This is a genomic window from Nocardia spumae, from assembly GCF_020733635.1.
GTDB classification, from domain to species: domain Bacteria; phylum Actinomycetota; class Actinomycetes; order Mycobacteriales; family Mycobacteriaceae; genus Nocardia; species Nocardia spumae.
This window is the reverse complement of the sequence record NZ_JAJFZL010000001.1, coordinates 6111613-6125479: the sequence shown is the minus strand read 5'-3', so window position 1 is coordinate 6125479 and position 13867 is coordinate 6111613. Positions and strand designations below refer to the sequence as shown.

The 13867-nt window shown below is 68.0% G+C and carries 13 protein-coding genes; 7 read left to right on the top strand and 6 right to left on the bottom strand.

The window, feature by feature from the left end:
• Nucleotides 1-33 precede the first annotated feature (33 nt).
• From rplQ to LKD76_RS27310, 3 genes are all read left to right on the top strand, one after another.
• Nucleotides 34-576: a 50S ribosomal protein L17 gene (gene rplQ / locus LKD76_RS27320; protein WP_227984277.1), complete on the top strand. Its 543-nt coding sequence runs from the start codon at nucleotides 34-36 to the stop codon at nucleotides 574-576.
• Between the two features lie 111 nt (nucleotides 577-687).
• Nucleotides 688-1581, top strand: coding sequence for a tRNA pseudouridine(38-40) synthase TruA (truA, locus tag LKD76_RS27315; RefSeq protein ID WP_227984276.1), 894 nt, complete (start codon nucleotides 688-690; stop codon nucleotides 1579-1581).
• A gap of 98 nt (nucleotides 1582-1679) precedes the next feature.
• Nucleotides 1680-2513, top strand: a complete 834-nt coding sequence (locus LKD76_RS27310; protein ID WP_227984275.1) for an LLM class F420-dependent oxidoreductase — start codon at nucleotides 1680-1682, stop codon at nucleotides 2511-2513.
• Nucleotides 2514-2574: 61 nt separating this feature from the next.
• Here the strand turns inward: LKD76_RS27310 and LKD76_RS27305 are convergent, their stop codons facing one another.
• A complete protein-coding gene (locus LKD76_RS27305; protein ID WP_372465935.1) occupies nucleotides 2575-2922 on the bottom strand; it encodes a metal-sensitive transcriptional regulator in 348 nt (115 codons plus the stop codon).
• Nucleotides 2923-3055: 133 nt separating this feature from the next.
• Here LKD76_RS27305 and LKD76_RS27300 point away from each other — a divergent pair, with 133 nt between their 5' ends.
• Nucleotides 3056-3865: an S-methyl-5'-thioadenosine phosphorylase gene (locus tag LKD76_RS27300; RefSeq protein ID WP_227984274.1), complete on the top strand. Its 810-nt coding sequence runs from the start codon at nucleotides 3056-3058 to the stop codon at nucleotides 3863-3865.
• A gap of 4 nt (nucleotides 3866-3869) precedes the next feature.
• Here the strand turns inward: LKD76_RS27300 and LKD76_RS27295 are convergent, their stop codons facing one another.
• Nucleotides 3870-4853, bottom strand: a complete 984-nt coding sequence (locus LKD76_RS27295; protein ID WP_227984273.1) for a GAF domain-containing protein — start codon at nucleotides 4851-4853, stop codon at nucleotides 3870-3872.
• A 131-nt stretch (nucleotides 4854-4984) separates the two neighbouring features.
• On the opposite strand from LKD76_RS27295, the gene LKD76_RS27290 reads away from it, so the two are divergent.
• Nucleotides 4985-5545, top strand: a complete 561-nt coding sequence (locus tag LKD76_RS27290; protein WP_227984272.1) for an NADPH-dependent FMN reductase — start codon at nucleotides 4985-4987, stop codon at nucleotides 5543-5545.
• A 16-nt stretch (nucleotides 5546-5561) separates the two neighbouring features.
• Here LKD76_RS27290 and eccE read toward each other — a convergent pair whose 3' ends face one another.
• The gene (gene eccE, locus LKD76_RS27285; protein WP_227984271.1) at nucleotides 5562-7232 is read right to left on the bottom strand and encodes a type VII secretion protein EccE; all 1671 of its coding nucleotides are present in this window, start codon (nucleotides 7230-7232) and stop codon (nucleotides 5562-5564) included.
• A gap of 113 nt (nucleotides 7233-7345) precedes the next feature.
• Between eccE and eccB the strand changes: the two genes are divergently transcribed.
• Complete coding sequence (gene eccB / locus LKD76_RS27280; protein WP_227984270.1) at nucleotides 7346-8854, top strand: type VII secretion protein EccB; 1509 nt, start codon at nucleotides 7346-7348, stop codon at nucleotides 8852-8854.
• Between the two features lie 9 nt (nucleotides 8855-8863).
• Here eccB and LKD76_RS27275 read toward each other — a convergent pair whose 3' ends face one another.
• Complete coding sequence (locus tag LKD76_RS27275; RefSeq protein WP_227984269.1) at nucleotides 8864-10138, bottom strand: MFS transporter; 1275 nt, start codon at nucleotides 10136-10138, stop codon at nucleotides 8864-8866.
• Nucleotides 10139-10348: 210 nt separating this feature from the next.
• Here LKD76_RS27275 and LKD76_RS27270 point away from each other — a divergent pair, with 210 nt between their 5' ends.
• Nucleotides 10349-10891, top strand: a complete 543-nt coding sequence (locus tag LKD76_RS27270) for a pyridoxamine 5'-phosphate oxidase family protein (protein ID WP_227984268.1) — start codon at nucleotides 10349-10351, stop codon at nucleotides 10889-10891.
• Nucleotides 10892-10901: 10 nt separating this feature from the next.
• On the opposite strand, the gene mycP is transcribed toward LKD76_RS27270, so the two are convergent.
• A complete protein-coding gene (mycP, locus tag LKD76_RS27265) occupies nucleotides 10902-12320 on the bottom strand; it encodes a type VII secretion-associated serine protease mycosin (RefSeq protein WP_227984267.1) in 1419 nt (472 codons plus the stop codon).
• Between the two features lie 7 nt (nucleotides 12321-12327).
• Nucleotides 12328-13794, bottom strand: coding sequence for a type VII secretion integral membrane protein EccD (gene eccD / locus LKD76_RS27260; protein ID WP_227984266.1), 1467 nt, complete (start codon nucleotides 13792-13794; stop codon nucleotides 12328-12330).
• Nucleotides 13795-13867: the final 73 nt, after the last annotated feature.

Sequence of the window (13867 nt, the reverse complement as noted above, 5' to 3'; positions counted from 1 at the left end):
CTAACCGAGGGCCTTCCCTAAGGAGAACAACCAATGCCCAAGCCCAAGAAGGGTGCTCGCTTCGGCGGGTCGGCGTCGCACCAGAAGGCGATCTTCGCCAATCTGGCCACGGCGCTCTTCGAGCACGGTCGGATCACGACCACCGAGGCCAAGGCCAAGGCGCTGCGCCCCTACGCCGAGAAGCTGGTCACCAAGGCCAAGGCCGGTACGCTGGCCGACCGTCGCGAGGTGCTCAAGGTCATCCGCAACAAAGATGTCCTGCACGAGCTCTTCGCGAACATCGGACCGTCGTTCGAGGGTCGCGAGGGTGGCTACACCCGCATCATCAAGACCGTCCCCCGCAAGGGTGACAACGCGCCGATGGCGATCATCGAGCTGGTCCGGGAGAAGACCGTGACCAACGAGGCCGATCGTGCTCGCCGGGTTGCCGCTCAGCAGGCCAAGACCGAGGCTGCCGAGGAGAAGGCCACCGAGGCCGCCGAGTCCGCCGAGTCCGCCGAGTCCGGGGCCGACGAGGCTGTCGAGGCGAAGGCCGAGGAGTCCGCCGAGGCTCCGGCCGAAGACAAGGCGGAATGAGTTGGTCCCCGCCCCGTGCGGGGACCTCTTCATCTGCTTCGGGAGTTCACGAGAGAGCCCGCCGTCCCCTCCGGGTCGGCGGGCTTCGCTCATGGTAGCCAGGAGATCGCTGTGACCGTGGAGGATCCGGGAGCAACCTCGGTTGCGGTTCGGGTACGGCTCGATATCGCCTACGACGGCACGGACTTCACCGGCTGGGCGCGCCAGCCCGGTCTGCGCACGGTGCAGGGAGTGCTCGAGGAGTCGCTGAGCAAGGTCCTGCGGGAGCCGATTCAACTGACGGTGGCGGGCCGCACCGATGCCGGAGTCCACGCCGAGGGCCAGGTCGCTCACTTCGATACCGTCGCCGAACTCGATTACCCGACATTGCTGCACCGCCTGGCGCGGTTCCTGCCGAAGGATGTACGGGTCACCGGCATCCGTCCGGTGCCGCCGGAGTTCGACGCGCGGTTCTCCGCGATCCGCCGCCACTACGCCTACCGTCTCACCACCGCCCCCTACGGCGCACTGCCGCTGCAGGCCCGCGGCGTGGTCGCCTGCCGCCCCGGCGTCGATATCGACGCCATGCGCGCGGCCTCGGGAAAACTGTTGGGGCTCCACGATTTCGCCGCGTTCTGCCGCCGCCGTGAGGGCGCGACGACGGTGCGTGAACTGCAGCGCTTCGATTGGGTCGTGACCCCGCTCGACACCTCCGCCACCGCAGCGGTATCCGAGGATTCGGGCCGGCTGCTCACCGCCTACGTCAGCGCGGACGCCTTCTGCTGGTCCATGGTCCGGAGCCTGGTCGGCGCGGTACTGGCCGTGGGGGAGGGGCGCCGCACGCCCGAGTGGGTGGAAACCCTTCTCGCGCAACGATCCCGCGCCAGTTCGGTGACCGTGGCTCCCGCCCACGGACTGAGCCTGATCGCCGTCGACTACCCCGCCGACGCGGGCCTCGCCGCCCGCAACGCCGAAACCCGCGAGATGCGTACCATCCCGAACGCGGAAGGCTGCTGCGGAGGCTGACGACGCCGGCCGATGCGATCGGGCCGCTCGGAAGATCGTCGCGTGCCGCCGGAATACTCGTCCGGGGCGAGCCGTTCGGATCGAATATGACTCAGGGTGTGCGAAGCACGGGAATCGGGAAGTTCGGTGTCTGGCGGTACTACGCCGGGTTCGAGCCGGGGCAGGCGCGGGAACTGGAGGGGCTGGGATACAGCACCTTGTGGCTGGGAGGGTCGCCACCGGCGGAACTTCCGGCGGTGGAGTCGCTGCTGGAGGAGACCGAGAATCTGACCGTCGGCACCAGCATCGTCAATATCTGGTCGGCGCCGGCCGACCGGGTGGCGGAATCGTTTCACCGCATCGACCGGCGTTTTCCAGGGCGATTCATCCTCGGCTTCGGTGCCGGACATCCGGAACAGGACTCGGATTTCCGCAAACCCTACGACGCGCTCGTCGAGTACGTCGACGTCCTCGACGCCAACGGCGTTCCGAAGCGGCAACTCGCGCTCGCCGCCCTCGGACCGCGGGTGTTGAAGTTGTCGGCCGACCGCACCGCCGGCGCGCTGCCGTATCTGGTGACCGCCGAGCACACTCGGCAGGCCCGCGAAATCCTCGGCCCGGATGCGCTGCTCGTCCCCGAACACAAGATCTCGTTCAACACCGATCCGGTCCAGGCGCGGCTGACCGCCCGCCCGCGCACCGAGTTCTATCTGAACCTGCAGAACTACGTCGCGAATCTGCGCCGCCTGGGCTTCTCCGACGCGGATCTGACGCCGCCCGGCAGCGATCGGCTGATCGACGCGCTGGCCCTGCACGGTAGCGCCGACCAGATCGCGGACGCACTGGTCGAACATCTGAAGGCCGGTGCGGATCAGGTCGCGATCCAGGTGACCGACGAGGATCACATCGGGGTGCTGCGCGCCCTGGCTCCGGCGCTGGCCGCACGCGTCTGACGCCTCGCCCGGCGCGGGATCGAACGCTCGCGCCGGGCCGCCTCCGGGGCTGCCCCGAGGCTCAGGAGCGGACCAGCCGCGCGATGGCGTCGGTGGCCTCTTTGATCTTGGCGTCGGCCTCGGGGCCGCCCTGAACGGCGGCGTCGACCACGCAGTGGCTGATGTGGTCCTCGAGCAGCCCCATCGCGACCGCCTGCAACGCTTTGGTCATGGCCGAGACCTGGGTGAGGATGTCGATGCAGTACTTTTCCTCTTCGACCATGCGCTGCAGGCCGCGGGCCTGGCCCTCGATGCGGCGCAGCCGCTTGAGGTAGTCGTCCTTGGCGGTGATGTAGCCGTGGGTGGCGTGATCGTGCCCGTGGTCGGCCGCTTCGACGGTTCCGGCCGTGCTGATCTGATCCTCGGTCACCGGCTGTTCCTCACTCCCACCCAATGTACTTCAATACCCCCCTAGGGTACAGTATCGGGTTCCCGTTGTCAGGGGAGGTGCGCCCGCGCCGGGCGACTGCGCCCGATGGGACGCGGTACGCCAGAATCAGCATATGAGTTCGGTTCCCCGCCCCGCACTCGCCATCATCGGCGGCAGCGGTTTCTACGATTTCTTCGGCGACGACGCGACCACGCTCGAGGTCGAGACGCCCTACGGTGCCCCGAGCGCCCCGATCACGGTCGGCGAGGTCGAAGGACGTCAGGTGGCGTTCCTGCCGCGCCACGGGCGCAAACACGAGTACTCGCCGCACACCGTGCCGTACCAGGCCAATATGTGGGCGCTCCGTTCGATCGGAGTCCGGCGGATCTTCGCGCCCTGTGCGGTGGGCAGCCTGCGCGCCGACTGGGGACCGGGAACCGTGGCAGTCCCCGATCAGCTGGTGGACCGGACCTCGGGCCGTGCGCAGACCTATTTCGACAACGGCGGCGTCCACGTCTCGTTCGCCGACCCCTACTGCGACGAATTGCGCGCGGCCGCGACCGCCGCGGCGGTGCCCGAACTGGATATGCGGTCCTCGGGCACCATGGTCGTGGTGCAGGGCCCCCGCTTCTCCACGCGCGCCGAGAGCCGCTGGTTCGCCGGGCAGGGGTGGGAACTGGTGAACATGACCGGCTATCCGGAAGCGGTCCTCGCCCGCGAACTCGAGATGTGCTACGCGGCCATCGCCCTGGTCACCGACCTGGACGCCGGACTGGAAGCCGGAGAGGGGGTCAGCGCCGCCGCCGTCTTCGCGGAGTTCGAGCGAAATCTGGTGCCGTTCAAGAAATTGGTGCGTCACGCGGTGGCCACCGTGGACGGTGCCCAGACCTGTGAGCGTTGCACCGTGCACACCGGCGTGGCGCTGCCGTTCGAATTGCCCTGATGCGCTAGGGATCTCGTAGATCGATCCGGGCGAGGGCGAAATGCGGGACTCCGCTCCCGTCCGGGCCGTAGGGCAGCGGTGAGACCTCGACGTCGGCCGTCAGCCAGCTGCCGTCGGTAGCCGCCAGTCGCAGCCCCGGCAGCGATACCGATGTCCTACCCGCGCGGATCGCGTTGCGTGCCTCGATGATTCGTGTCCGTTCCGCCGGATGCGGCAGTTCGCGTTCATCGGTGCCGCCGGTCCAGTCGAGGCCGGGCACCGGCGCGCTGATCCAGCGGATCACCCGCACCCGCTGAGTGTCCAGCACGGCCAGGTACATCCCCGGGTTGCGGCTGACCAGGGTGTCGACCGTGACCGCCTCGAACGACTTCGGCCGGGGTGCCACACTGTCGGTGATATCGGCCAGAACGCCGCGCCACAGATGAGGGTCGGCGGTGGAGTTGCGAGTGGCCATCAACAGCGTGCGCAGTCCGTCCGGGGTGCGCACGCACAGCTCGCCGGACCAGCGTGAACCCGGCTCGGCACGGGCCACCGTCGCGGTGAGATCCAGCGAATCGTCGAAGCGTTCCACATGTTCGAAGGATTCGGCGCCCACCCAGACCGTGCGCTGACGGTCGAATGCCGGGCCCAGCCCGGCCGGGCGCACCTCGGTCCGCCGGGTCCGCGCGTCGAGCAGATGCGCGGCCACCGGCGGAGGTGCGGGTGCTCGCCCCGGGCCGACCCACATCTGCACCGCGTGGACCCGGTCGTCCGGCCCGGTCACGGCGATCGCGCAGGCGTGATGGCCGGACCAGGCGTACCGGGATTTCGGCAGCTGCCGTTCCACGGTCTCACCGCCGGCCGCGGCAGCGGTCAGGATCGGCATCAAACGAGCGGGTACGGTGCGCGCCAACGATTTCCACCGCCGCGGCACGGTATCGACGGCGATGACCGACCAGGTGGCGGGGACGTCCAGTGTCTCGATCAGCAACCAGTGCCCGAGAATCACGAGTGCGTCCCCTCCTGGTCGTTGCGCGGTACCGTCCGGTCGGTGATAGCCGTCGAATATGGTGCCGGATACCTGTTCGCCGGGGTGCACAGGGGTCGGGGCGGCGCCGCGGTGGCAACTAGGCTGACGGTATGAGCGATCCGCTGCGGCTCGAGGTCATCGTCGCCAGCGTGCGGCCCGAACGGTTCGCGCCGGTCGTGGCGGACTGGTTTCTGCGCACCGCGCGCGCCGACGCCGGTCTCGACGTCGGTGTCATCGACCTCGCGCACACCGGGCTGCCCGCCGATCTGACGGTCGATCCGCAGGTCGAGGCGTTCCGGACGCGGATCGGCGCGGCCGACGGATTCATCGCCGTCACCTCCGAGTACAACCATGGTTATCCGGCCTCGCTGAAAACCGCACTCGACAGTGTGAAGCGCGAATGGCGGGCCAAGCCCATCGGATTCGTCGGCTACGGGGGATTGTCCGGCGGCCTGCGAGCCGTCGAGCAGTTGCGGCAGGTGGTCGCGGAGCTCCATATGGTCTCGATTCGCGAATCGGTGAGTTTCCACGAGGCCAAGCGCGCGTTCGATGCCGAGGGCAATACCGCCGACGGCGCCGCGACCGATGCCGCCCAGCGCCTGTTACGGCAATGGGCCTGGTGGGCACGACATCTGCGCGCGGCCCGCGCGGCCGATCCCTATCCGGGCTGAGCCCGGGATCGGCGGGTCAGCGGCGGGCGTGCGTGGCCGGCTGCTCCTGCTGTGGCGCCGGCCGGCGGCCGCGCGGATTGCCGATATAGGTGGTTTCCCGCGGAATCGACACCAGCGTCAGATCGACCTGCGTGGTTCCGGTCCGCAGCACCACGTGATTACCGATCGCGCCGGGCTGGTGCACGGACAGATCCGGCTTGGTCGCCGGCCATCCCATCGGATCGCCGGTGACGTAGATGGTGGTGACACCGGCGTGCGGGGCGGGCGCGAGCACACCGTCGACCACCGCGGCGGTGAATCCGGCATCGCTCTGATGGGTTTCCACCGCGATGGTCAGCCGCTCGGGATTGCCGATGGTGGTCACCAGCTGTTCCCACGCGTGCGGACGATCGGTGCGGACGAGAATGCGCTCGCCGACGGCCAGCGCGCGGAACACCAGCTGCTGCGCCAGATACAGCTCGCCCGCCACGTACACGGTCGAAATACCTTGGCCGACAAGGCGAACCGCGACACCGTTTCCCTCTTCGTCGGATCCGATCAGCTGACCGCAGCCGGACGAGGGCAGATGCAGGACGCCGACCACATCGATCGGGTACTGGCTCATCGGGACGGTGTCGTCCACGCCGGGGATCGCGATCGGCAGATGTGCGAGCAGGCTCTGCCGATGGCGGCCGCTCAGTGACACCATGCCCTTGCGTGCCGTCTTCTCCGGCAGTTCGCGCGCGGTGAGGCGCCAGGCGGCGCCGATGTTCACCGTCTCGGCCGAACTGCCCGGCCGCAGCCGCACGGCCACGGTGGTCCCACGGGAGGGGGCCACCCACAGCTGGGCGAGCAGATCCGAACCCAACTGCGTGGGATCGACCGCGGCGCCGATGTTGACGCTGTTGCCCAGTTCGGCATAACGCCACCGATGCGTCAGTGCCCGCGGATCGACGCCGGCGCTGATCTGCCATACGGCTTTGCGGATCTCGGGGGCGGTCAGCACGCGCGAGGCGCAGTCGGCGTCCTCGAGTGCCCGGACGATGCGCTGGGTGGCGATGGTGACCGCCCGGCCCGCGCCCTCGGCGCCGCCGCCGCGCCGCGCCGCGGCATCCGGACAGGCCAAGGCATCGAAACTGATTGCGAGCCATACGGTTCGGTGAGCGGTCGCGGGCAGCGGTCCGAGCAGGGATTCGTAGATCGGGCCTGCGGGAGTGCCCGAGCGGCTGCGGTGACCGTGGCTGATGATGTCGATACCGGACAGCAGGATGTCGTGCTGACTCAGGCATTGCGCCAGCTCCGGCAGCGGCAGCAGATGCGAGGCGTGCACGGTGTTGCGGTCGATGCGGGTCAGACCGCCCCTGGGCGGCAGCACCTCGACCACGGCGACGACCCGGCTGCCCTCCCAGTACAGACCGAGCGAACGGCCGTCCGGTCCGCGGAAGTCGACGGTGTCACCGAGGTCGTAGTCCTGTCGGGTGGAATAACGCCACAGGGTGGCGACCCAGGAGGCGATGGTTCGCTTGCCGATCGGAATCAGCAGCAGTAACCCGGCCACGATCGCGGCACCCAGCGCGTACCACCCCGGCAGGCCCACCACGAGAACGACGACCCCCACGATCAGTCCCAATACCTGTGCGGCCAGCAGGTTCGGCAGTGAGATACGTCCGAGGAGTGGGCGGCTGTGGTTCCCGCTGGATTCGGCCATGGTCGTCCCCCAAGTACCCGGTGTCGGCCGATTCCTCGATGGCCGAGCTGAACTTCAGTCCTGCTGAACTGTACTGTGTTGGGCGAACGCGAGCACTGTTCGGGGGAGGACTCATGCCTTCAAAGCCCACTACGCGCTGGCAGGTCAGCGGTTATCGCTTCCTGGTCCGGCGAATGGAGCACGCCTTGGTGCGCCGGGACGTGCGGATGCTGCACGACCCGATGCGCTCGCAATCGCGAGCCTACGCGGCCGGGCTGGTACTGGGCATCGTCGCGCTGGCCGGATGTGGCGTGCTGGCGCTGCTGCGTCCACAGGGCTCCATCGGGGACAACAAGATCCTGCTCGGCAAGGATTCCGGCGCCGTCTACGCGGTGATCGACGGAGTCGTGCACCCGTCTCTGAATCTGGCGTCGGCGCGGCTGGCCGTCGGTGAACCCGCGAAAGCGGTGTCCATCAAGGAATCCGAGCTGTCGAAGAAGCCCCGCGGCGCGCTGATCGGTATTCCGGGCGCACCGTCCTCACTCAATTTCGACAGCAGCGGTCACGGCCGATCCTGGTCGATCTGCGACGAGCTGAAGAACGACGGCAGCCGGGATCTGACCACCACCGTGCTCGCCGGCGACCCGCAGCTGGGCAGCAAGGCCACCACGATGGCCGAGGGCCGGGCGCTGCTGGTGCAGGGGCGCGACGCGGCCTACCTGATCTACGAGAATCAGCGGGCCCGGGTCGATATGAACGATCCGAAAGTCACCGAGGCGCTGGGTATTCGAGGTATGACGCCGCGCCCGATCAGCGCCGGTCTGCTCAATGCCATTCCCGAGGTGCTGCCGATCGTGCCGCCGAAGATCACCGATCCGGGCGGTACCCCGAACTACTCGCTGAGCAACCACCGGATCGGCGATGTGGTGCATGTCGATACCAAGGACCAGTCCTATGTGGTGTTGCGCGAAGGCCTGCAGGCGATTTCGCCGCTGACCGCTGATATCGTCCGCAACTCCAACCCGACCGCCTCGGAGAATCCCGAGATCAGCCAGTTCGAGAGCACTCAGGCCCCGGTCTCGAACGAGCTTCCGGTGCAGAAGTATCCGGCGAAGCCGCCGACCATCGTGGATCCGAAGGATCAGCCGATCGATTGCATGTCGTGGAAGCCGGTCTCCGGCGCCGCGGACAAGGCGGACGGCAGTAAGCGGGCGGAATTGGCGGTGCTGACCGGACATTCGCTGCCTATTCCGGGCGATGCGCAGACCACCCCGCTGGCGCAGGCCGATGCCTCGGGCCCGAACGTGGACGCCTTCTACTCCACCCCGGGTTCCGGATTCTTCGTGCAGACCACCGGAATCGAGGCCGACAGTCAGCGTCGCGACAGCATGTTCTTCGTCGCCGACACCGGTGTGCGCTATGGCATCAAGGATGCCGCCGCGCAGAAGGCGCTGGGTATGGACGCGGAGAAGGCCAAGCCCGAACTCGCTCCGTACCAGATCGTAGGTCTGCTGGCCGCGGGTCCGACGCTGGGCCGCCAGGAGGCGATGGTCGCCCACGACGGTGTCGCGCCGGACCCGAACCCGGCCAAGCAGCTGGTGCAGTCGAAACAGGATCAGTCCGCCCAGCAGTCGCAGAACTGATCCCGCCGGTCATCCGGTGGTGCTCGTCTCCGGTATGACGCTCGCGCCGGTGCCGAAGCGAATTCCCTTGGCCTCCTTACCGATCAGGGTCAGAAAGGCGACGACGATCAGCACCGGCACGATCGTGACGGCCAGCGCGAACGGATAGCCGTGGCTTTCGGCCAGCCGCTCCTGGATGGGCAGATTGAGTGAGGCCAGCAGATTGCCGAGCTGATAGGTGACACCCGGATAGAAGCCACGGATCGAGTCCGGCGACAGTTCCGTCAGGTGCGCCGGGATCACGCCCCAGGCGCCCTGGACCATCAACTGCATCAGGAACGAGCCCAGGCACAGCATTGCGGCGGTCGTCGAATACGCGAACAGCGGGACGATCGGCAGGCCGAGCAGGGCGCAGAACACGATGGTGTAGCGCCGTCCGTACTTCTGCGACAGGCTGCCGAACACCAGGCCGCCGATGATGGCGCCGATGTTGTACACCACCGCAATCCATTTCGCGGTCGCCGAGGACAGTCCCGCGCCACCGTTCTCGACCGCGGACAGGAACGTCGGGTAGACGTCCTGCGTACCGTGGCTCATCCAGTTGAACGCGGTCATCAGCAGTACCAGATACGCGAAGCGGCGGATGACGACCGGATTCATGATCACATCGCGGAACGAGGTCTGGGTGAGCCGCATATGTTCCCGGCTGCTCTCCCACGCCTCCGATTCCCCGACCCGGGTGCGGATGACCAGGATGATCAACGCCGGGATCACCGACAGCGCGAACAACCAGCGCCAGGACAGCCCGAGCCAGTTCATCACCAGCAGGGAGGCCAGCGAGGCGAGCAGATAGCCGAAGGAGTAGCCCTCCTGCAGGAGCCCGGAGAAGAAGCCCCGCCGTTCGGCCGGAATCTTCTCCATCGCCAGGGCCGCGCCGAGTCCCCATTCGCCACCCATGCCGATGCCGTACAGCAGCCGAAGTATCAGCAGCACAGTGAAATTCGGCGCGAAGGCGCACAGGAATCCGACCACCGAGTAGAAGGCGACATCCACCATCAGCGGTATGCGCCGACCGACCCGATCGGCCCAGATCCCGAACAGTAGGGCGCCCACCGGTCGCATGATGAGGGTCGCCGTCGTGATGAAGGCGACGTCGGACTTCGGCATATCGAAGGTGACGGCGATATCGGCGTAGACGAAGACGACCAGAAAGAAATCGAAGGCATCCATCGTCCAGCCCAGCTGAGCGGCGATGAACGAATTTCTTTGGTCCGGCGTGAGACGTTGCCTGCCGGCGACTGTCATAGCTGTTCCTGCCCCTCGTGTGACTCACGGCGGAGGTTCGATCACATGTCCTCCGCTGTCAGAAATACTGAGTCATTCCCAGGAGCTGCGTGTCGATCTTGGATGGATTGCCCCGCCGAGACCAGGGCATTTATCGCATATAGGACGAAACGGCCGGGCCTGCGCGCGATGAATCCGGGGTCCGAGTCTCGTCGCAAGAGTATGGACACCATGCAGACGATCAATCTCGCGGAACTGTACGACCTCGACCCGCTGAACTGGTCCGCGGTTGTGGACGGACTGAACGCCGGATTCCCGCAGGCGCCCGGCAGCGGAGGACCCGACCGGCACACCTGTTGGTTGGCGACCGTCGATCCCGACGGCAGCCCGCATCTGACCGCAGTGGGCGCGCTCTGGGTCGACGGAGCCTTCTGGTTCGAGACGGGCCCGCGAACTCGCAAGGCGCGCAACCTGTCTCGTGATCCGCGCTGCACGCTCGCCGTGGCGTTGGATACCTTCGATCTGAGCGTCGCCGGCACCGCCGAACGGGTCGCCGATCCGGCCACGGTCGCCGAACGGGCGGCCGACTGGGCCGCCGGGGGCTGGCCCTGCCGCGTCGACGATTCCGGTGCCGCGCTGACCGCCGCCTTCAGCGCGCCGTCGGCGGGCCCGCCGCCGTGGCACGTCTATCGCATCGCGGTGAAGGCCGCGACGGCCCTGGCCACCGTCGAACCCGGCGGTGCCACCCGCTGGACGTTCGACGGTAGCCGGTGAGGGCTTCGCGTCACTGATCCCCGCGGTCACCGAAGCGGCGCCGCAACGGATACGAGGCCAGAAATCCGAGCACGACCAGCACTCCGATCGCGCCCGAACCGATCAATGCCACGTTCCGGGAGGTGTGATCGGGCGCCGGAGGCGTGGTCGGCACCGGCAGCTGCCAGCTCCGGGCGGCGCCGGGACGTTTGGGCGGCAAGGCGTTCGGCACCTGAGCCGTGAGCGCGGCGACCGGGTCGACCGCGCCGTAACCGACATACGGATTCCAGCCCTCGGCCGGTGCGTGGGCGGTCGCCTCGATGCGCTTGACGACCTCGAGCGCGCTGAGTTCCGGGTACCGGGCGCGGACGAGAGCGGCCACTCCCGCCACATACGGTGCGGCGAAACTGGTTCCGGAGACCGGCTCGGCCTTGCCCTGCTGATCCAGTTTGGCGACGGCCGTGCCCTTACTGCGCGGATCGTCCCAGTGCGGATCGAGCGAGGTCAGATTCTCGCCCGGCGCCGCCACCCCGAGCCAGGGCCCGGGAACGGTGAACTTCGAGGGCTGGCCGTTGTCGTCGATGGAACCCACCGACAGCACGTAGTCGTCCCAGCGCGCGGGCGAGACGTTCAGATTGACCTTGCTCCACGGATCCGCCGACGGATCCAGCGGATCGATGACCGGGTTGGTGCCCTTGCACTTGTCGTTGTTGGCGGCCGCGGTCACCACCACCACGTTCTTCTCGACGGCGGCGTAGTGGACCGCGGCGCCGAGATCGTCGTCGGGAATGGGCCCGGATTGGCATGCCACCTCGGACATGTTGATCACCGTGGCGCCCATGTCCGCGGCCCGCCGTACCGCCTGCGCCAGGGTGTGGGTGGTGCCGTAGCCGTCGGGCATGGCATCGGGTCCCTTGTCGCGGCCGGCGCCCTTCTTCTGGAAGTAACCCGAGGTCTGGCGGATGCTCATCACCTGCGCATCGGGGGCGACACCCGAAAAACCTTGTCCCGGTACCTGTGTCGCCGCGATGATGCCGGCGACGAAAGTGCCGTGGGCATCGCAGTCGTCGGTGCCGTCGGTGGTGGAGACGTAGTCGCCGGCCGCGATCAGTCCGGGCAGCCGGGGATGGCGCATCACACCGGTATCGATAACCGCGACCAATTGGCCACCGCCACGAGAGAACTGCCAGGCCTTGTCCAGTTCCAGACTGCGCTGTGCGGTCGGAACGGTCGGCCCGTCACCACCGGTGCTGGTGCTGGCGCACGGTGAATTCGCCGGCTGCTCGGTGGGATCGGGAGGTGCGGGGTTGCCGCCCGCCGGTAGTGCGCCGGGATTGACCACGGGCTTGTCCGCGACCGCGGCGCCGGTGCCGACGGAGGCGCTCAAACCCACCACCGCGACCACCGTCGTGACTCGAAGTATCTTGCGCCCGAACGATTTCGGCTTCATGTGCGGCTCAGAGCGATCGCACGAGCGTGTACAACTCGGCCACCCAGAACACCAGCGGCAGCACGGCCGCCACGAACCCGTATTCCAGCAGCTCCACCGCGCGGCGCATCGGCGGTGTCGCCGACTGGTTCGGCACGATCGTGCCCAGCACCAGGGCGGCGATCAGCATCACCATGGCCGCGCCGAACACCGCGAGCGGCTGCTCGACGACGAAGGCCGCGCCGACCGTCATGATCAGCAGAATGGCCGCACCGCCGGACAACAGTGCCACCGCCAGTTCGGCGCTGACGTAGGTGCGACTGCGGAACATCAGCACCGCCGCGCAGACCAGAGCCAGGGCGATACCCGGCCAGTACGGACTGTCCGCCGTCGGGTCGGTGGATACGAGCGCGCCGATCGCGGTCACGAGCGTGGTCGCGCCGACGAGACCGGCCAGATACATCCGGGCCCGTTCGGATTTCGTGCGCAGGACGTCCATGGTCGGCAGCGCGCGGTGGTCGTCGGGGTCGTCCTCGGTCGGGTCGATCGGCGTTCCGGGCGAAGGCACCGGCGGCAGCGGCAGTTTCGCGAGCAGCATCGACACCCGCGGGGCGAGCGAGAGCGCGCCCAGGGCCAACGCGGCGGCGACCGCGCCGATGGCCTTGACCGGCTGCGACGTGAGCAGGCCGACGAGCGCGGCGGGAATCGCGAACACGGAAAGCGTTGTGGCGCCGATGAACAGCGCCAGGCCGACCCCGCTGACCCGCCAGGCCAGCACCGCGGTCGCGCCGAGGAGTACCGAACCGAGCAGCAGGTTCGCCCAGCCGTAGTGGTCCGGCACGATCAACATGCCCGCGGCGAACGCGCTCGGCAACGCGCAACCGCCGAGCACTATCGCCGAGGCGGTGTCGCCGTACATCCGACTCATCACGGTGCCGGCCACCACCAGCAGGATGGTGAGCGCCGCGGCGATCGCCCCGGTGATCCAGCCCGCCATCGCATCCGGCGCGGCGAGCAGACCGGTGCAGCCGGCGAGCATGGTCAGCACCGCGATGATCGATCCGGTGATCCGCGCGACCCGCGGGGACCAGCTGCGGAAGTGGTCGGCGTCGGCGATCGCGACGTTGTACATGATGTCGTCGAACAGTGGGCTCGGCGCCACGTGGTCGGCGCTTTCGAGCATGAGCAGTTCGCCGTCGCGCACGCCCTGTTCACCGAGACTCAAGGAGTTGGAGAACGGCGGCTGTCCGATGCGCGCGAGCACCCATTCGGCCGGCTGGAACTGCTCGCCGCTGTTGTCGAAATCGTTGGTGCGACTGTGCTGCGCGACCATGTCGACCACACTGGGAATCACCAGCGCGACCGGTACATCGGCCGGGATGGCCATGTCGACCTGCGTGTGCTTCGCCAGAATTGTCACTCGCGCCAGATCGGGCGCCCGTACGATTCCGCGGCTCGAATCCTCTTCGATATGGTCCAGTCGCGCGTGCGTCACGCTTCCCCCAACTCCGTCTCTACCTGGTGTTTCAGCATGCGCTCCGGTTTGCGGTCGCGCGGCCGGTCCGTGC